General features: G+C 63.8%; 18 protein-coding genes and 1 pseudogene. 10 read left to right on the top strand and 9 right to left on the bottom strand.

What is annotated here, in order from left to right; genetic code table 11:
• Nucleotides 1-257: 257 nt before the first annotated feature.
• The 4 genes and pseudogenes from B3H47_RS13305 (at nt 258) to dcd (ending at nt 6,179) form a co-directional block, all read left to right on the top strand.
• On the top strand, nt 258-3,194 hold the full coding sequence (locus B3H47_RS13305; protein WP_276708528.1) for a ribonucleoside-diphosphate reductase subunit alpha: 2,937 nt from the start codon (nt 258-260) through the stop codon (nt 3,192-3,194).
• 154 nt (nt 3,195-3,348) lie between these two features.
• The gene (locus B3H47_RS13300) at nt 3,349-4,551 is read left to right on the top strand and encodes a ribonucleotide-diphosphate reductase subunit beta (RefSeq protein ID WP_276708540.1); all 1,203 of its coding nucleotides are present in this window, start codon (nt 3,349-3,351) and stop codon (nt 4,549-4,551) included.
• A gap of 437 nt (nt 4,552-4,988) precedes the next feature.
• Nucleotides 4,989-5,435 (top strand): annotated as a pseudogene (locus B3H47_RS13295) (histone); the annotation flags it as partial.
• A 177-nt stretch (nt 5,436-5,612) separates the two neighbouring features.
• On the top strand, nt 5,613-6,179 hold the full coding sequence (gene dcd / locus B3H47_RS13290) for a dCTP deaminase (protein WP_013122281.1): 567 nt from the start codon (nt 5,613-5,615) through the stop codon (nt 6,177-6,179).
• A 23-nt stretch (nt 6,180-6,202) separates the two neighbouring features.
• Here dcd and argH read toward each other — a convergent pair whose 3' ends face one another.
• A complete protein-coding gene (gene argH, locus B3H47_RS13285) occupies nt 6,203-7,603 on the bottom strand; it encodes an argininosuccinate lyase (protein WP_276708527.1) in 1,401 nt (466 codons plus the stop codon).
• Between the two features lie 100 nt (nt 7,604-7,703).
• Between argH and B3H47_RS13280 the strand changes: the two genes are divergently transcribed.
• Both B3H47_RS13280 and B3H47_RS13275 read left to right on the top strand, forming a co-directional pair.
• Nucleotides 7,704-8,738 carry a sensor histidine kinase gene (locus B3H47_RS13280; protein WP_232054287.1) on the top strand — a complete coding sequence of 345 codons (1,035 nt, stop codon included), beginning with the start codon at nt 7,704-7,706 and terminating at the stop codon, nt 8,736-8,738.
• Complete coding sequence (locus B3H47_RS13275) at nt 8,735-9,559, top strand: LytR/AlgR family response regulator transcription factor (protein ID WP_013122284.1); 825 nt, start codon at nt 8,735-8,737, stop codon at nt 9,557-9,559. The genes B3H47_RS13280 and B3H47_RS13275 overlap by 4 nt, the downstream gene beginning before the upstream one ends.
• Nucleotides 9,560-9,624: 65 nt before the next feature.
• On the opposite strand, the gene B3H47_RS13270 is transcribed toward B3H47_RS13275, so the two are convergent.
• On the bottom strand, nt 9,625-10,446 hold the full coding sequence (locus B3H47_RS13270) for an undecaprenyl-diphosphate phosphatase (protein ID WP_013104750.1): 822 nt from the start codon (nt 10,444-10,446) through the stop codon (nt 9,625-9,627).
• Between the two features lie 234 nt (nt 10,447-10,680).
• Between B3H47_RS13270 and B3H47_RS13265 the strand changes: the two genes are divergently transcribed.
• From B3H47_RS13265 to B3H47_RS13255, 3 genes are all read left to right on the top strand, one after another.
• Nucleotides 10,681-11,295 (top strand): hypothetical protein, encoded by a 615-nt coding sequence (locus B3H47_RS13265; protein WP_276708590.1) that lies wholly within the window; start codon nt 10,681-10,683, stop codon nt 11,293-11,295.
• 110 nt (nt 11,296-11,405) lie between these two features.
• Nucleotides 11,406-11,771: a c-type cytochrome gene (locus tag B3H47_RS13260; protein WP_013122287.1), complete on the top strand. Its 366-nt coding sequence runs from the start codon at nt 11,406-11,408 to the stop codon at nt 11,769-11,771.
• Between the two features lie 18 nt (nt 11,772-11,789).
• A complete protein-coding gene (locus tag B3H47_RS13255; protein ID WP_156054350.1) occupies nt 11,790-12,155 on the top strand; it encodes a c-type cytochrome in 366 nt (121 codons plus the stop codon).
• A 73-nt stretch (nt 12,156-12,228) separates the two neighbouring features.
• Here the strand turns inward: B3H47_RS13255 and B3H47_RS13250 are convergent, their stop codons facing one another.
• The 4 genes from B3H47_RS13250 to tsaB form a co-directional block, all read right to left on the bottom strand.
• Nucleotides 12,229-12,528, bottom strand: a complete 300-nt coding sequence (locus B3H47_RS13250; RefSeq protein WP_013122289.1) for a hypothetical protein — start codon at nt 12,526-12,528, stop codon at nt 12,229-12,231.
• 215 nt (nt 12,529-12,743) lie between these two features.
• Nucleotides 12,744-13,607, bottom strand: a complete 864-nt coding sequence (locus tag B3H47_RS13245) for a uracil-DNA glycosylase (protein WP_276708589.1) — start codon at nt 13,605-13,607, stop codon at nt 12,744-12,746.
• Between the two features lie 15 nt (nt 13,608-13,622).
• Entirely contained in the window at nt 13,623-14,177 is a 555-nt protein-coding gene (rimI, locus tag B3H47_RS13240) for a ribosomal protein S18-alanine N-acetyltransferase (protein ID WP_276708588.1), read from the bottom strand.
• The gene (tsaB, locus tag B3H47_RS13235; RefSeq protein WP_276708587.1) at nt 14,174-15,001 is read right to left on the bottom strand and encodes a tRNA (adenosine(37)-N6)-threonylcarbamoyltransferase complex dimerization subunit type 1 TsaB; all 828 of its coding nucleotides are present in this window, start codon (nt 14,999-15,001) and stop codon (nt 14,174-14,176) included. The genes rimI and tsaB overlap by 4 nt, the downstream gene beginning before the upstream one ends.
• A 55-nt stretch (nt 15,002-15,056) precedes the next feature.
• On the opposite strand from tsaB, the gene proC reads away from it, so the two are divergent.
• Entirely contained in the window at nt 15,057-15,914 is an 858-nt protein-coding gene (gene proC, locus B3H47_RS13230; RefSeq protein WP_276708586.1) for a pyrroline-5-carboxylate reductase, read from the top strand.
• 18 nt (nt 15,915-15,932) lie between these two features.
• Here the strand turns inward: proC and B3H47_RS13225 are convergent, their stop codons facing one another.
• Genes B3H47_RS13225 through argB form a run of 3 tightly spaced genes read right to left on the bottom strand, consistent with a single transcriptional unit; the run spans nt 15,933 to nt 18,236 of the window.
• Nucleotides 15,933-16,652: an HAD-IA family hydrolase gene (locus B3H47_RS13225; RefSeq protein ID WP_286987487.1), complete on the bottom strand. Its 720-nt coding sequence runs from the start codon at nt 16,650-16,652 to the stop codon at nt 15,933-15,935.
• Nucleotides 16,642-17,325, bottom strand: coding sequence for a diphthine--ammonia ligase (locus tag B3H47_RS13220; protein WP_276708584.1), 684 nt, complete (start codon nt 17,323-17,325; stop codon nt 16,642-16,644). The genes B3H47_RS13225 and B3H47_RS13220 overlap by 11 nt, the downstream gene beginning before the upstream one ends.
• Nucleotides 17,322-18,236, bottom strand: coding sequence for an acetylglutamate kinase (argB, locus tag B3H47_RS13215; protein WP_013122296.1), 915 nt, complete (start codon nt 18,234-18,236; stop codon nt 17,322-17,324). The genes B3H47_RS13220 and argB overlap by 4 nt, the downstream gene beginning before the upstream one ends.
• Between the last annotated feature and the right edge of the window lie 106 nt (nt 18,237-18,342).

Here is an 18,342-nt window from a genome sequence, read left to right as displayed (position 1 = left end):
CTACGAATAGTGGTTGAAATTCCGCCAGACGCTAGATATAGTGTCTTGACGGATTGAGAGAGATGCCGGATCGCGGTCTGAGACTGCGGCTTCGGAAGGCTGGAAATGCTTACGCGCTCTCTCGGTTCGTCCCCGATTTGCCCTCATTCGTCTTTATTGCTTTGTCCGTGCTGCTTTCATGCGGCGTTCATGTGCGCTCGCAGCGCCGTGAGCCAGTCAGATTTGCTGCGCGGCCCATCTGCCCTCAAGGAGTCCCGATGTCCCAGACCACCGCCGCCACCGAATCCACTGCCGTCCCGCAACACCTCGCACACCCCGAGGTGGATACGCAACAGCAGGTCGCACTGGGTGATTTTTCAGACTACAAGATCATCCGTCGCAACGGGGCCGTGGTCGGGTTTGAGCCGAGCAAAATCGCCGTGGCGATGACCAAGGCCTTTCTGGCCGTGCAAGGCGGGCAGGGTGCGGCCTCGGCCAGCATGCGCGAAACAGTGAATGCGCTGACCGAAAACGTCGTGCGCGCCCTGCTCCGTAGCCGTCCCAGCGGCGGCACCTTTCATATTGAAGACATTCAGGACCAGGTCGAACTCTCGCTGATGCGCACTGGCCAGCACGAGGTGGCGCGCGCCTATGTGCTGTACCGCGAACGCCGCACACAAGAGCGGGCCAAGCAGAAAGCGGCTGCAGAGCAACAAGAGAGCGCTCCGGTGCTGCATGTGCTCGACGGCGGTCTGCGCAAACCGCTCGATCAGGCCGCTCTGGTGAGCCTGATTGAATCCGCCTGCGTCAATCTGAGTGCGGATGTGAAGGCGGCCCCCATCGTGGCGGAAACTCTGCGCAATCTGTACGACGGCGTGCCGATGCTCGAGGTTTACAAGGCCTCTATCCTCGCCTCGCGCACCCTGATCGAGCGCGACCCCGACTACTCCAAGGTCACCGCGCGCCTGCTGTTGCACACCATGCGCCGCGAGACGCTGAACGAGGACATTCCGCAGGAGCAGATGACCCAGCGCTACGCCGAGTATTTTCCGCGCTGCATCAAGGAGGGTGTCGAGCTCGAACTGCTCGACGAGCGGCTCGGGCAGTTCGACCTGGCCCGTCTGGGTGCCGCGCTCAAGGCCGAGCGCGACCTGCAGTTCGATTACCTGGGTCTGCAAACGCTGTATGACCGTTATTTCCTCGCCAATCGTGCCGATACGCGGGTGAACAAAGATGGCCGTCGCATCGAGCTGCCGCAGGCCTTTTTCATGCGCGTGGCCATGGGCTTGTCGCTCAACGAAATCGACCGCGAAGCGCGCGCCATCGAGTTCTACGAGCTGCTCTCCAGCTTTGATTTCATGTCGAGCACGCCCACCCTGTTCAATGCGGGCACCCGCCGTTCGCAACTGTCGAGCTGCTACCTCACCACCGTGGCGGACGATCTGGACGGCATCTACGAGGCCATCAAGGAGAACGCGCTGTTGTCCAAGTTCGCCGGCGGTCTGGGCAACGACTGGACGCGCGTGCGCGCCCTGGGCAGCCACATCAAGGGCACCAACGGCAAGAGCCAGGGCGTCGTGCCCTTCCTCAAAGTGGTCAACGACACTGCGGTGGCAGTGAACCAGGGCGGCAAGCGCAAGGGCGCGGTCTGCGCCTATCTGGAAACCTGGCACCTCGACATCGAAGAGTTCCTGGAACTGCGCAAGAACACCGGCGACGATCGCCGCCGCACGCACGACATGAACACCGCGAACTGGGTGCCCGATCTATTCATGAAGCGGGTGATGGAAGGGGGCGACTGGACGCTGTTCAGCCCGGCCGACGTCCCGGATCTGCACGACAAGTTCGGCAAGGACTTCGAGCAGGCCTATACCCGCTACGAGCAAAAGGCCGCGCTGGGCGAAATCAAGCTGTTCAAGACCCTGCCTGCGGTGCAACTGTGGCGCAAGATGCTGTCCATGCTGTTCGAAACCGGCCATCCCTGGATCACCTTCAAGGATGCGTGCAATGTGCGCAGCCCGCAGCAGCATGTGGGCGTGGTGCACTCGAGCAACCTCTGCACCGAGATCACGCTCAACACCAACGAGAGCGAAATCGCGGTGTGCAACCTCGGCTCGGTCAACCTGGTCGCGCATCTGAAAGACGCGCCAGACGGCGCCAAAGTCATCGACCAGGCCAAGCTCAAGCGCACCATCCAGACCGCGATGCGCATGCTCGACAACGTGATCGACATCAACTACTACGCCGTGGCCAAGGCGCGCAACGCCAATATGAAGCACCGGCCAGTGGGTCTGGGCATCATGGGCTTTCAGGACTGTCTGTATCAGCTGCGCATTCCCTATGGTTCGCAACAAGCCGTGGAATTTGCCGATCGGTCGATGGAGGCGGTTTGCTACGAGGCTTACTGGGCGTCGAGCGAACTGGCACGCGAGCGCGGCCGCTACAGCAGTTACGGCGGCTCGCTTTGGGATCAAGGCATTCTGCCCATGGACAGTCTGAAGCTGCTGGCCGAGCAGCGCGGTGGCTATGTCGAGGCCGACACCTCCAGCACCCTCGACTGGAACGCCCTGCGCGCGCAGATTGCGCAGCACGGCATGCGCAACTCCAACTGCGTGGCCATCGCGCCCACGGCCACCATCTCCAACATCGTCGGCGTCGACGCCTGCATCGAGCCGACTTTCCAGAACCTGTACGTCAAGTCGAATCTGTCGGGCGAGTTCACCGTCATCAATCAATATCTGGTGCGCGACCTCAAGGCGCGTGGCCTGTGGGACGCAGTGATGGTGGCCGACCTCAAGTACTTCGATGGCAGCACCCAGCGCATCGACCGCATTCCCGCCGATCTCAAAGCCCTGTATGCCACGGCCTTCGAGACCGATACCCAGTGGATCATCGAGGCTGCGGCGCGCCGCCAGAAATGGATCGACCAGGCGCAGTCGCTCAACATCTACATGGCCAATGCATCGGGCAAGCTGCTCGACGATACCTACAAGCTGGCTTGGCTGCGTGGCCTCAAGACCACCTACTACCTGCGCACTATCGGCGCCACGCATGCCGAGAAGTCCACGGTCAAGGCGGGTCAGCTCAACGCCGTGCCGCAGTCGCCAAGCGAGTCGGTTTCGGCTTTAGCTTCGGCTTCGGCACAGGCCGTGGTGCAGTCGGGTGACATCCGCTACTGTGCCATCGACAACCCGGAATGCGAGGCCTGTCAGTAAGCGCTGCAAACCGTTGCGGCGCATCACAAGTGATCAAGCGGCATGCCACTTGCGATGCGCCTGCACAACATGCGCCGCACAAACCACGCATCCTCATTGCATCGGTGTTGAGCCTTTGCGCTGAACACTTGATAATTCACGGAAGGTCATGAACATGCTTACTTGGGACGAACCACAACAGAACTCTGCAAGCCCCGCGCAAGGTGCGCTGGCGGAGCGTTCACTTCAATCCCTGGGCGGTGCCTCGGCTTCGCTTCAATCCGCAGCCGCATCGACGCCAGCATTGGCGGTGGCCGCAGACCTCTACAGCCAACGCGCGGCCTCCACCGCGCGGGTGCGCGCCGAAGACAAGCGCATCATCAACTGTAGTGTCGATGTCAACCAACTCGTCCCGTTCAAATACAAATGGGCCTGGGATAAATACCTCGCCTCCTGCGCGAATCACTGGATGCCGCAGGAAATCAACATGTCGCGCGACATCGCGATGTGGAAAGACCCCAACGGCCTGACCGATGACGAGCGCCTCATCATCAAGCGCAACCTCGGCTTTTTCACCACGGCCGATTCGCTCGCCGCCAACAACATCGTGCTGGGCACCTATCGCCACATCACCAACCCCGAGTGCCGCCAGTACCTGCTGCGCCAGGCCTTCGAAGAAGCCATCCACACCCACGCCTATCAGTACATCGTCGAATCCATAGGCCTCGATGAAAGCGAGATCTTCAACTCTTATCACGAGATCACCTCCATCCGTGACAAGGACGAGTTCCTCATTCCCTTCATCGACACCCTGACCAACCCCGAGTTCCGTACTTCGGCTTTCGGGGGTTCGGAGCGCAACGATCAGGAGCTGCTGCGTTCCATCATCGTGTTCGCGTGCCTCATGGAAGGGTTGTTCTTCTATGTCGGCTTCACCCAGATCCTGTCGATGGGGCGGCAGAACAAGATGACCGGTGCGGCCGAGCAATACCAGTACATCCTGCGCGACGAGTCCATGCACACCAACTTCGGCATCGATCTGGTCAACCAGATCAAGCTGGAGAATCCGCATCTCTGGACCCCGGAATTCAAGCGCGAGCTCACCGGCCTCTTCCATCAGGCGGTCGAGCTTGAGTATCGCTATGCCGAAGACACCATGCCCCGCGGCGTGCTGGGTCTGAACGCGTCCATGTTCAAAGGCTATCTGCGCTTTATCGCCAACCGCCGTGCGGTGCAGATTGGTCTCGACGCCATCTTCCCCAACGAAGAGAACCCCTTCCCCTGGATGAGTGAAATGATCGACTTGAAGAAGGAACGCAACTTCTTCGAGACCCGGGTGATCGAGTACCAATCCGGCGGCGCGCTGTCCTGGGAATGACGCCTGAATAACCTGCGAGCACGCACAACAGAGTGATTGTTGACCGAGTCCCTTCCACCCCGATACGTCCGGCCGCGCAGAGTCGGCGGGTGGAGTCTCCTCCTCTGTTTTTTGTCGCGCAACGCATGGGGGCGTCCATGGTGATGCCTGACTCCCTGCTCGATCAATTCTGGTGCGCCGGTCTGCGCCTCATGCTCTGGATGACCAGAGGTGAGCGCATGGCGCGCCGTTCCCCATTCCTTCCCGCAATGGCTTTGTCGCCGACGGAAGTGAATCCCCTGCACGGATCAGCGCTGAGCCGATCGCAGGTGGTGCCGGCTGAACGCCGTGCCGATGTCCCGTACTGGAAACCGCCGGGAGGCGGGGCCGTGAGGCGCTCGGACGCGATTTGGCGACCGGCTCAACTTCAAAAGACTTGATCAAGGAGAATCACCATGGCAACTGCAAAAAAAGCGGCACCGGCGAAGAAAGCGACGCCCGCGAAGAAAGTAGCACCGGCTAAGAAGGCTGCACCCGCGAAAAAGGCGGCTCCGGCGAAGAAAGCCGCACCGGCGAAGAAAGCTGCTCCTGCGAAGAAGGCCGCACCGGCGAAGAAGGCTGCTCCTGCGAAGAAGGCCGCACCGGCTAAGAAGGCGGCTCCTGCGAAGAAGGCCGCACCGGCGAAGAAGGCTGCTCCGGCGAAGAAGGCTGCTCCGGCGAAGAAGGCTGCTCCTGCAAAGAAGGCCGCACCGGCTAAGAAAGCTGCACCTGCGAAGAAGGCTGCGCCTACGAAAAAAGCGGCACCGGCGAAGAAGGCCGTAGCTGCTCCTGCCAAAAAGGCAGCGACCGCGCAAACCAAGCTGAATCCGCAAGCGGCCTGGCCGTTTCCGACCAGCAAGCCCTGAGCATTCAGTGCAATTGAGCCCGGGCTGATCGCCCGGGTTTTTTTATTTCCGCACGCCGCATGCCTACCTCGAGCCGCTATCCCGGCTAGCTTCACTCCGACGACCTGGCGGGTGCGGTATGGTTGCGTCTATCTGCCTTATTACAGCAGCCCGGCTGAGCCAGACTGCCCCGACATCATGAGCATCAAATCAGATCAGTGGATCCGCCGCATGGCGCAAAATACGGCGATGATCGAGCCGTTCGAGCCCGCGCAAGTGCGCGAGGTCGATGGACACCGCATCATCAGCTATGGCACGTCGAGCTACGGCTACGACATCCGTTGCGCCAACGAATTCAAGATCTTCACCAACATCAACAGCACCATCGTCGATCCGAAGAATTTCGATGAAAAGTCCTTTGTCGATTTTCGGGGCGACGTGTGCATCATCCCGCCCAACAGCTTCGCGCTGGCGCGGACGATGGAGTACTTCCGCATTCCGCGCAATGTGCTCACCATCTGCCTGGGCAAGAGCACCTATGCCCGCTGCGGCATCATCGTCAACGTCACACCGTTCGAGCCCGAGTGGGAAGGTTATGTGACGCTGGAGTTCTCCAACACCACACCGCTGCCCGCCAAGATTTACGCGGGCGAGGGCTGCGCGCAGGTGCTGTTCTTCGAGAGCGATGAAGTCTGCGAAGTCAGCTACAAGGATCGCGGCGGCAAGTACCAAGGGCAGCACGGCGTGACCTTGCCGCGCGCCTGAGCGCTTCGTCTGATCGCTTCGTTTTATGCGTCGCCGAGTGCGGCTTGCCAGCGCGCCACCTGCGCGCGCACTTGGTTCGGCGCCGTGCCGCCCAGATGATCGCGCGCGGCGAGTGAGCCCTGCAGCTTGAGCGCTTCGGGCGCGTCTTCTCCGATGAGGGGCGAGAAACTGTGCAGATCGTTCAGGCTGATGTCTTCCAGGCCGATGCCGCGCTCCACCGCAAAGCGCACGGCTTTTGCCACCGTCTCGTGCGCGTCGCGGAAGGGCAGCCCCTTTTTCACGAGATAGTCGGCCAGATCGGTGGCGGTGGAGTAACCCTGCAGCGCGGTGCGCTCCATCGCCTCGGCCTTGACGCGGATGCCGCTCACCATGTCGGTGAAAATGCGCAGGGTGTCGATCACGGTATCGGCGGTGTCGAACAGCGGCTCCTTGTCTTCCTGGTTGTCTTTGTTGTAGGCCAGGGGCTGGCCCTTCATCAGCATCAGCAGGCTCATCAAATGGCCAGTGACCCGCCCGGTCTTGCCGCGGGCGAGCTCGGGCACGTCCGGGTTTTTTTTCTGCGGCATGATGCTCGACCCGGTGCAGAAGCGGTCGGCCAGGTCGATGAAGCCGAAGGCCGGGCTCATCCACAGCACCAGCTCTTCGCTGAAGCGGCTGATATGCACCATGATCAGCGCGCAGGCAGCGTTGTACTCGATGGCGAAGTCGCGGTCGCTCACGGCGTCGAGCGAGTTCTGGCACACGCCGTCAAAGCCCAGCAGCTCGGCTACGCGCGGGCGGTTGATCGGGAAAGTGGTGCCAGCCAGCGCGGCAGCGCCCAGCGGCAGGCGATTGACGCGGGCACGGCAGTCGCGCAGGCGCTCAGCATCGCGACCGAACATTTCCACATAAGCCAGCAGATGGTGGCCGAAACTCACCGGCTGCGCCACCTGCAGATGCGTGAAGCCCGGCATGATGGTGTCGGCATGCTGTGCGGCCAGTTGTACCAGCGCACGCTGCAGCGCACGGAGTTGAGCGATGCTCTGGTCGATGCTGTCGCGCAGCCATAGGCGGATGTCGGTGGCCACCTGATCGTTGCGGCTGCGACCGGTGTGCAGGCGCTTGCCGGCGTCGCCCGCAAGCTGGGTCAGGCGGGCCTCGATGTTGAGATGGACGTCTTCGAGTTCGAGCTTCCACTCGAACGCGCCAGAGTCGATTTCGGTACGGATCTGCGCCATGCCGCGCTCGATGGCGGCGAGGTCGTCCGCGCTGAGAATGCCTTGTTCGGCCAGCATGGTGGCGTGCGCCAGCGATCCGTCGATGTCGAACAGCGCCAGCCGCCGGTCGAAATCCACCGAGGCGGTGTAGCGCTGCACCAGAGCACTGACCGGCTCGGAAAAACGCGCGGACCAGGCTTGCTGCTTGTGTTCGAATTGATCGTGCATGGATTGGCCTCGCAAAGCGAGCGTTATGACGCCATGGGCGCCAGGGTCGAAACCGCCAATTTTAGAGAAGCCTTCAGGATCAAGCTGCTTGATGCCCCAGATGACTGCTGAACCGACCCCTTCCACCGAAACCGCAGTGCGCCTCGACATCTGCGGCGCTGGCAGTCTGGTGCGCGCGCTGGTGGCGCTCAATCTGCTTTTGGCGCTGCTCGTGTTGCTGCAGTGGCCGCAAGGGGAAGGCCGTATCGGCGCCTTGTTGCTGCTCTCGTGGGTGGAGCCCGCCGCGCTGCTCTGGCTGGCGCTGATGTGCATGACCCAGCGGCTGTGGCGGCTGCGGGGTGCGGCCGCGGTGCTGGTCGTGGCCATGGCGCTGGGCGCCTTTTCGGCGCTGGGTTTGAATCTGCTGGTACAGCCCTTGTTCGATGCGCTTGCGCCGCGCGCTGCGCAGCAGCCCTGGCAGGCTGCGCTGGCGGGGGCGGCGCTGGCGCTGGTCTTCGTGCACTATCTGCAACTGCGCGCACGGGCCTTCACGCCGATCGACATGCAGGCGCGGTTGAGTGAACTGCAGTCGCGCATCCGCCCACACTTTCTGTTCAACACCCTCAACGCCGCCAGCGCCCTGGTGCGCGAGCAGCCCGAGCGCGCCGAGACCGTGCTCGACGATCTGGCCGAACTGTTCCGCGCCAGCGTGGGCAAGCCGGGTACGCTGGTCACGCTGGAGCAGGAAATGGATCTGGCGCGGCGCTACCTCGACATCGAGTCGGTGCGTTTCGGCGAGCGCATGCGAGTGCAATGGCAGGTCGACGACACCCTGCTGCAAATCCGCATTCCGGCGCTGACCCTGCAGCCGCTGGTGGAGAACGCGGTGCGGCATGGCGTCGAGCGCAGCAGCCGCAGGGTGCAGATCGACATCGACGTAGCCCGGCGGCTGGGGCAGATCGAAGTCACCGTGCGCAACGACTTGCCCGCGCTGAGCGACACGCCCCCACCGCGCCGTCATGGCACCGGCACGGCGCTGCGCAACATTCGCCAGCGCCTGCATCTGCTGTACGACATTGCGGCCGAGGTCGATCAGGGCGAAGTCGTCGAGGACGGCCTGGCCCGCTGGCGGGCGCGGTTACGCTTACCGCTATGAACGTGCTCATCGTTGACGACGAACCGCTGGCCCGCAGCCGCCTGCGCCGCCTGCTCGCCGAGCTGCCCGAAACTGCGCAGGCCATAGTGGACGAAGCGGCCGACGCCGCCGAGGCCTGGGTGCTGCTTCGTGCGCAGCGTTTTGACGTGCTGCTGCTCGATATCCAGATGCCGGGGCAGACGGGCATGGAACTGGCCCGGCGGCTGACGGGCGATCCCGGCCTGCATCATCCCGCCATCGTGTTCGTGACCGCGCACGAGCAGCATGCGCTCGATGCCTTCGGCGTATCGGCCGTCGACTATCTCACCAAGCCGGTGCGGCGCGAGCGCCTGGCTCAGGCGATGGGCAAGGCCGTGCTGTGGCTGCGTGCCCAGGGGGCGGAGCAGCAGGCGCCGGCAGCGGTGGAAACCGTGTACCTGACGGTGCAGCATCATGGCGCGCTCAAGCGCGTGCCGCTGGCCGACATTCTGTATTGCCGCGCCGAGGCCAAATACACCACCCTGCGCACCGCCGAGCAGCAGTATCTGGTGGACCTTTCATTGACCGATCTGGAGCAGCGCTACGCCGAGCATCTCGTTCGCATTCACCGCAGCGCGCTGGTCGCGGCGCCCGCGATTCGCAGCCTGGAGCGGCCGATGACTCCGCCGGAGGGCATCGCGCCAGAACCCGAGGCCGGAAGTGCAGAGACCGACAACGCCACTTGGACTTTGCATCTGCACGGCGTGCCCGACACCCTGCCCGTCAGCCGACGGCGCGTGGCTGCGGTGCAGGCGCTGTTGACTGCATCCAGGCCTGCCGCAGCGCGTCAGCCCCCCAAGTAGGCGAGAAACGCGTGGGGCTGCGCGGCGGCGTGTCTGTCAGGCGAAATTTCAGGCAAAACGTAGGCTCAGCCGACAAGCAACGCCACCGCGCCCAGCAACAGGCAGTAAATGCCGAACGGCCGCAGCGCCTTCATTTCGTGGTCGGTGAACCAGCGCATCAGAAACCAGGTGGACAGCCAGGCGAACACCCCGGCCAGCACCCCGGCCGCTGCAATGGTGCCCAGCAGTTCATGCGGCACGCCGGCGTGCATCAGCTTGGGCACTTCGAGCACGCCCGCTGCCGCGATGATGGGCGTGGCGAGCAAAAACGAAAACCGCGCCGAGTCGGCATAGTTCAAGCCCAGGCCCAGACCGGCGACCAGCGTGGCCCCGGAGCGCGAAAACCCCGGAATCAGGGCCAGCGCCTGCGCCAGGCCAATGAGAAAAGCGCGCAGCCAGCCCAGTTCCGGCAGGGCGATCAGCCCGCGCCGGTGCTTGAGCGCATCGCCGCCCAGCAGCAGCAGGCCGTTGAGCATCAGCGCAATCGCCGCGAAGGTGAAGCCGCCGAACAGCGCCTTGATCTTGTGCGCCAGCAGCAGCCCAAGCAGCCCGGCCGGAATGGTGCCCGCCACGATCAGCCAGAGCAGACGGGCGTCGGGGTTGGATGCCTTGCCGCCCGCGCGCAGCCAGCCACCGATCAGCCGCGCCCAGTCGCGCCAGAAATAGATCAGCAGCGCGGTGGCCGTGCCCAGATGCAGCACCACGATGAAGGGCAGAAACCAGTCTGCCGTGCGGTCGATGGGCCAATGAAACAGGGCCGGAATCAGAATGCTGTGCCCAAGGCTGGAAATGGGAAACAGCTCGGTCACGCCTTGAAGGGCGGCGATGGCCAGAAGGTAGAGGTGCATGGTGTGGTGAGGGGTTGTGGTTTTGTGGCGCAGATTCTGACAGAGGCAGACTTAGATTCGTCTGAGCACCCCCAGGGTCGGCTCGCCGACCCGCCCCCCGCGGGGGTCAAGGAAACTTGGGGCGGCCCGGCGTTTCCTTGAGAGGCTGCTGTTTTTGTTGCGCTTTTTACGCTTGCGGTGTCACGCCGCGGTCATTTGCAATCTTTACAGTACCCCCTCTTTTAAGGGGGTGGAATGAGCAACTTGACCTTGGCTGATGTGTTGCGAAAAACCTCGGCCGGCCGCCGCGAGCAACAGCAGCGCAGTCAGGCACTGAGTGCAAGGCAGCGGCATGTGCTGATTCTGTGCGACGGCCAGCGCGCCATCGGCGAGTTGTGCGCCTTGATGGGGCAAGAGGTGCAGGAACTCGCGCGGGAACTGCTCGCCGCTGGCTATGTCGAGCGCGTGGGGCTTGCGAATGCGCCGGAGCCCGTGGAAGCGCCGCTGAAGCGGACCTCGAATGCATCCGTTCAGGCTTCTTCGGCATCCGAGCCGAGCCCATCCAGCGTGGCGGCGTCGCAACTGGCGCAAGCCGTAGCGCCGCCGCCCCGGCGCTCCATAGCCTTGTCGCGCATGTATATGTTCGACATGCTGGAGCGACTGCTCGGCGCTCAGAGCGGGCCGGCACGGGCGCACCTGCGCGCCGCCGACCAGCCGGAGGCCGTGCTGGCCGCGCTGCAGGAATGTCTCGTACTCATCGCCGAGATCGCCGGATCAGTGCAGGCGGACAAGGTTAGGCAGCAACTGTGCGACATGCTGCCCGAAGACTATCGGCAAGGCTTTGTCGGTCAGGAGCTGGTTACATCTTGATTCAAAGGCATGGAGTCTGCGTTTTGTCAATTCAGGAACGCGTTAAGTCTTGACTGCGACAAAATGACGCGATGAGGCGTGCTGCCTCCCTATAATGAGGCGCTTGTTTGATGGCTCTCAAGACTCTCGCGCCTGCAATGATGAAAAAAGTCCTCTTTCTCGCTTCCCTGATGCTTGCGGCGTCCGCCCACGCGCAGAACGTCGTTGGCAATGCCGCAGAAGGCGCCAAGCTCGTGGCCAGCTGCCAGGGCTGCCACAACATGGGGGGCGGCTATCGCTCCTCCTTCCCTGAAATTTTTGCCGTGCCCATGATCAACGGGCAAAACGCGCAATACATCGTCGATGCGCTGAAGGAATACAAAAACGGCAACCGCCGTTTCCCGACCATGCGCGCCATCGCCGCGTCGCTGACCGACCAGCAAATGGCTGACATTGCCGCCTACTACGCTACGGCCAAAGGCCAGCCCATCAAATAACAAGCGCGGAGATCCTCGATGAAAAAAATTGTTCTGCTGGCAGCGACTGCCTTGGCCCTGGCCCAAATGTTCCAACTGGCCAACGCCGCCGACATCAAAAAGGGTGAAGAACTGGTGAACAAAGGCGGCTGCATTGCCTGCCACGGCGCCGGTCTCGACAAGCCCATCGCCCCCAACTATCCCAAACTGGCGGGTCAATACCAGAGCTATCTGTTCCACGCCCTGCAGCAATACCAGGCCAAGCACCAGACCCCGCTATATGGCCGCAACAACGCCATCATGAGCGGCATGGTGGCGCAGTACAACACGCAGGATCTGCAGGACATCGCGGCCTACATCGCCAGCCTGAAGGGCGATCTCTACATCCGCGACGAAATGCACTGATCGTCTGCGAAATCATCATGGCACCCACAAAAAAGCCCGGTCTAACCGGGCTTTTTTGTTGAGCACATTGCGTTCAGGACGCCAGCTCCGCGATGATGCGGTAAAGCAGACGCACGGTAAGGATCACGTACACCGCGCCAAACAGGAAGATCAGCGAGACGATGATGCGGATGGAATCTGCGGGCAGGGTGCTGAAAAAGGGCGAGACGAGATAGCCCGCGGTAAACAGCCCGATCAACAGGGTCAGGCCCTTCCACGCTTTGCCCACCTGCCCGCCGGGAATCTTGCTGCGCAGCAGCAAAACATCCACCAGGCCGTAGATCATGATGGCAATGCCGATGGCATTGATGAAAAAAGCGGTGTCGATCTGCATGTCTCTCTCCAGGTTTGCGGGCGGTGCCGGTCATACCCCCGGTATGACTTTGCGGTGCAAAACGCGGCATTGCGCCCTTTGTTTGATTCTTTACATTGTTCTGGATTGACCTGCGGGCGCCGCTCAGGGTCAACCCCATGCGCTGTGATCGCGGCGCCAAAAAACGTGAAAAAAGTCGCAGAAATCGTGTTGCGCATGGCGCAGACAGGCCGGTCTTATTCGGACTCGGACTGAGTTTCTGCGGGTTTTGCTGCCGCGGCGTCGGCAAGATCGCGGGCGAAACACAGATCGCGCCAGACGCGGGCCTTGTCGGCCGGGTTGCGCAGCAGATAGGCCGGGTGATAGCTCACGATCACGGGAATTCCGGCGAACTCGTGCACCTGCCCGCGCAACTGGCTGATGGGCGCTTGGCTGCCGAGCAGGCTGTGCGCCGCGAACCGGCCCAGAGCGAGAATGAGCTGTGGCTGCAGCAGGGCCACCTGGCGCTCGAGCCAGGGCGCACATTGGGCCACTTCTTCGGGCTCGGGGTTGCGGTTGCCCGGCGGACGGCACTTGAGCACATTGGCGATGTAAACCGCGCGCTCGGGGTCGTTGGCGCTGCGGTCCAGGCCGATGGCCTGCAGCATGGCGTCGAGCAATTGCCCCGCGGCGCCGACAAAGGGCTGACCTTGGCGGTCTTCTTCGGCGCCGGGCGCCTCGCCGATGATCATCCAGCGGGCTTGCGTGGAGCCGCTGCCGAACACGGCCTGGTGTCGGCTGCTGCCGAGTTTGCAGGCGCGGCAGGCCTGAGCGCCGACTTGCAGCTCGCCCCAGTCCATACGGGCGATGGCCTCAACCCGCGCGGCATCCGCGATGGGGATGGAGGACGTGGGTCGTGGCGGCGGGATGGGGCGGTTGGGCTTGGGCGGTTGCGCGACCGGCCTTGCAGCGGCGGGCGTTGCAATGACTTCTGCGGCTTCGACAGCGGGCTGAGCTTGCTGCTCGCGCAGAACTTCGCGCCGCACGAACAGCGGCCCGAGGCCGAGTGCCCGCGTCCACTGCAGGGTTTGCGGGGTGAGGCGAGGGCTGGGCTCAGTCATGCGGGCTGGGCGCGGTCAGGCCGGACGCAGGCCGCGGCGTTGCAGCAGATCGTCCACCTTCGCGGACATCACCAGGGCGTCTTCCCGGCTGGCGCGGCCTTGCGTATCGACCGAGGGGTAATAGTCGCGTCGGCGGGCGATGGGGTAGAAGCCGTAGCGCTCGTAAATGCGCACGGCGTGGGTATTGCTCGGACGCACTTCCAGCCAGAGCAGGTAGGCGCCATCGGCCCGGCTGAGCAAAACCACGGCATCGAGCATCAGCAGGCTCAAACCCTGGCCCTGCACCGCGGGATCGACCGAGATATTGAGCAGATGCATTTCTTCCACGCCGGGCATGGCCACGAAATAGCCGCGCACGGTGTCGGTCTCGTCGGTGAGCACCTGCGCGTGATATTGCGCGGTGAGGGAGTCGGCGAAGTTGCCCCGGCTCCAGGGAAAGTCGTACACCGTGTTTTCGATCTGCGCTACGGCGTCGAGGTCGGCAGGGGTCATCGGTCGCAGGGCGTGCGCCGACTGCCCAGCCGGGGCAATGGCGTCAGACGAGTCGTGCGGACGCAGCCGGGCGTTCATAAGGCAGCGCGAGCCAGTTCGCGCTCCGCCGTGGTCAAGGCCACTTTGTCGCGTACATAAATAGGTTGCGCCAGCGCCGCAAACACGGTCAGCCCGGCGGCGTGTTGCTGCAGCGACAGCCGGGCCACGGCGGCGGCCGACGGCGTGCAGGCCACGGCGCGCACCACCGCGCGGTTCAGGGCGAACAGGCGCGGGTTGTCGCTGGCGTGCGAGGCGAAGGCGGCGGAAAGGGCGTCTGCATGCTCGCTCCAGGCATTGCCGCAGGCGAGCAAGCGGGGCAGCACACCGGTCTCCAGATGTTCGGGCAGATCGGCCAGCACCTCGGCCCAGGCCAGCACCGCGTGCTCAGGTCGTTGCACGGTCGGCCGGTGCAGACTTTGCCAGCCTGATGTCTGGGCGCGAAACAGCTCCCAATACAACTCGCCCATGCGCGCATCGTTCGCCACGAGCACCACTGTGTCCGGCTCGGCTTGCACCGGATCGGGCAACACCGTGCCGTCGCTGTGCAGCAGTGCGAAGGCGGTTTCCGCCTGCGCCATGAGCGTGTCGACGCGCGCCACCGGAAGGTGCAGGGCATAGGCCAGACCCTGCGCCGCCGACGCGGCCGTGCGCAGCCCGGTGAACGCGCCCGGCCCGGCGCCCATGCCGATCAGGTCGAGATCGGCGAATTGCAGTCCGGCCGTGCGCAGCAACTCGGCACACAAAGGCAACAGCCGCTGCGAGGCGCGCGGGCCGCCGGCTTCGTCGAAGCTGCGGCAGTGGCCGTCCACGCTGAGCGCGACGCTCAGGGCTTCGGTGCTGGTATCGAGGGCAAGAACACGCATGGAGCAAGAATTATCGGTGAATTGCAGGCGCCGACTTGCGGGAATAATGTGCGGCATGAATGCGAACCTGACTACTCCTGCGATCTCCTCCGTTTCCCTGCCCATCACCGCCTTCATCGGCGGCGGCAATATGAGCAGCGCCCTGATCGGCGGGCTGCTGACCTCGGGGGCGCAACCCGCCAGCCTGCGCGTGGTCGAGCCCTTCGCCGAACAGCGCGCTCGGTTGCAGCAACGTTTTCCCGGTGTGCAGATTCTGGAAGCGCCCAACGCCGCCTTGCGCGATGCGCAGGCCGTGGTTTGGGCGGTGAAGCCGCAGCAGTTCGCGCAGGCCGCGGCCGACTGCCGAGCGCATCTGGGCGACGCGCTGCATGTCAGCATCATGGCCGGGGTGCGCTGCCGTGCCATCGAGCGGCAGACCGGCGCGCAGCGCATGGTGCGCACCATGCCCAACACCCCGGCGCTCATCGGTCAGGGCATCACCGGGCTGTTCGCCAGCGCGCAGGCCAGCGAGGCCGATAGCGCCCTGGCCGATGCCCTGCTGGCCCCGGCGGGTCGGCGGGTGTGGGTGCAGCGTGAAGACCTGCTCGACGCGGTCACCGCAGTGTCGGGATCGGGCCCGGCGTATGCGTTTTACCTGGCCGAAGCCATGACGCGTGCTGGCGAAGAACTCGGTTTGAGCGGCGCGCAGGCGCGCGAGTTGGCTCTAGCCACGCTGGCCGGGGCAGCCGCGTTGGCGCAGGGCAGCAGCGAGCCCTTGGCCACCTTGCGTGCCAACGTCACCAGCAAAGGCGGCACCACCGCAGCGGCGCTGGGCGTGTTCGATGCGGCCGATATGCAGACCACGATCATCCGCGCCTTGCACGCGGCCGATCAGCGCGCTAAGGAACTGGGCGACGCGCTGGATGCGGGTTGAGCGAGATGCCAGACGGCTTCAACCCAGCCGCCTGAGTTCACTCAGGCTGCGGATGCGCGCAGTGACGAAATCCGGCCGTCCGTGCAGGCCGGTGCGTTCCATCGGCAGATCGCGCCTTGCTCGCGCGGCGCGGCGGGGGTAGCGCACCATCCACGCGCCGCGCAGGCCGATGCGGCGGGCGGCTTGCAAATGCCCGGGCGTGTCTTCGACCAGCACGCATTGCGCGGGCCTGAGTCGGTGGCGGGCGAGCACATGGCGCAGCATGCGCGCATCCGGCTTGGGGCGCAGTTTGTGGAACATCCACATGTCTTCGACCGCGATCAGGCCGTCGACCAGCGGCCAGAGTTTGAGTGTTTTCAGCACGCGGCGGGCATAGTTGCGCGGGGCATTGGTGAGCACCAGTTTGCGACCCGGCAGACGCGCCAGCGCGGCGCGCTCGCTGCCGTCGCAGCGCAACATGCGAGGCAGATGCGGAAAATCGTGCGTCTCGCGCAGAAACTGCGCGGCGTCCACGCCGTGCTCGTGCATCAGGCCCAGCAGCGTGGCGCCGTAGCGTTGCCAGAAATGGGCGCGAATGCGGTTGGCTTCCACTCGCTCCACGCCCAGATGCCGTTCGATGAAGGCCGTCATCTGCGCATTCATCAGCGGAAACACACGCCAGGAGGCGTCGTGCAGGGTGTTGTCGAGATCGAGCAGCCAGACGGTCTGACTTGCTGCGCAAGCCGGATTACGCGGCATGTCGCAACTCCAGATTGGCAAAGCAGTAGCGCACCGCGCCGAAGCGTGCGGGTGCGGTCCAGGGAGTCAACCCGGTAACGCGATGCTCCACCGGGCGGGAGAACGCCGGGCCGTCGAACACGAAGGTGTGGAACTCGCCGTTCTCGCCGCAGGCGTCAACGCCCGCTGGCAGGCTGGCGATGAATTCGGCATCGAACTCCCGACCGCAATACGCGTCGTCAAGAAAACGGCTGTCCACGCATACCACGCGGGCGTGCCAGCCCTGCGCCAGAAACTCGTCCACCAGCGCCAGCCGCGCCTGTCCCCACAGCGGCAGGCATGCCTGCAAACCGGCTTGGGCGCAGACCTGTTCTTCCCAGTCGCGGTGGGCCTGCAGGTCGATGTCGCCAAACACCGCGACCTGCGCGCCGCGCGCGGCCAGCGCCTGCAACTGCGCGACGAATCTGGCTTGGTAGTTGTCCCAGCTTGCTGCCGCTGTTACCAGTTCCAGCCCCAAGGCGTCTGCCTGCGCCTGCATTAACGCCAGCGGCACGCCGTGGCTGCGAAGACGCTGACCGGTTTCTTCGAGCATGGCCAGCAGCCATCGCACCTCCAGCCCGCTTTCGCGGGCGCGCTGCACGGCGAGCATCGAATCCTTGCCGCCGCTGAACGAGGCCAGCGCCAGGGTACTCAATGCGAGCGGATCATGGTGCCGAAGGCCTGTTCGGTCAGCACTTCCAGCAGGATGGCGTGCGGAATGCGGCCATCGACGATGTGCACCGAGTTGACGCCGGATTTGGCGGCTTCCAGCGCGGACGAGATTTTGGGCAGCATGCCGCCGGAAATGGTGCCGTCGGCGAACATGTCGTCGATTTCATGCGCGGTGAGATCGGTGAGCAGTTCGCCCTTCTTGTTCATCACCCCGGGAATATTGGTGAGCAGCAGCAGCTTTTCGGCGCGCAGCACTTCGGCCAGCTTGCCCGCCACCACGTCGGCGTTGATGTTGAACGAGGCGTTGTCCTCGCCGAAGCCGATGGGCGAGATGACCGGAATGAACTGATCGTCCTGCAGCGCCTTGACCACCGAAGGGTCGATGGCCGCCACTTCGCCCACCTGGCCGACGTCGATCTCGGCTTCAGGATTCTCGCGGTCGCGCATGCGTAGTTTGCGCGCCCGAATCAAGCCGCCGTCTCGCCCGGTCAGTCCCACTGCCTTGCCGCCGGCGTGGTTGATCAGGCCGACGATGTCTTGCTGCACCTGGCCGGCCAGCACCCATTCCACCACTTCCATGGTTTCGTCGTCGGTCACTCGCATGCCTTGCACGAAGGTACCCTTCTTGCCCACGCGGCTCAAAGCCTCGTCGATCTGCGGGCCGCCGCCATGCACCACCACCGGGTTCATGCCCACCAGCTTGAGCAGCACCACGTCCTCGGCAAAGTCTTGCTGCAGGGCCGGGTCGGTCATGGCGTTGCCGCCGTATTTGATGACCAGAGTTTTGCCGTGAAATTTGCGGATATAGGGCAGGGCCTGGGCGAGGATTTCGGCTTTTTCGCGGGGGGCGATATGCGACAGATCGGGGAAGTCGGTGGACGTGTCGGCGGTCATGGCGAACCTTGGTCGTGAAGGGAGAGAGGCGGGCGCGATGTTGCGGTGCGCAATTCTAGGGATTCATCGCCGGGTATGTCGCGCTTAACTCACCCTACACTTCATG

Source organism: Thiomonas sp. UBA7699 (assembly GCF_002482605.1).
Lineage (GTDB): Bacteria > Pseudomonadota > Gammaproteobacteria > Burkholderiales > Burkholderiaceae_C > Thiomonas > Thiomonas arsenitoxydans.
This window is presented reverse-complemented; position numbering and strand designations above follow the sequence as displayed.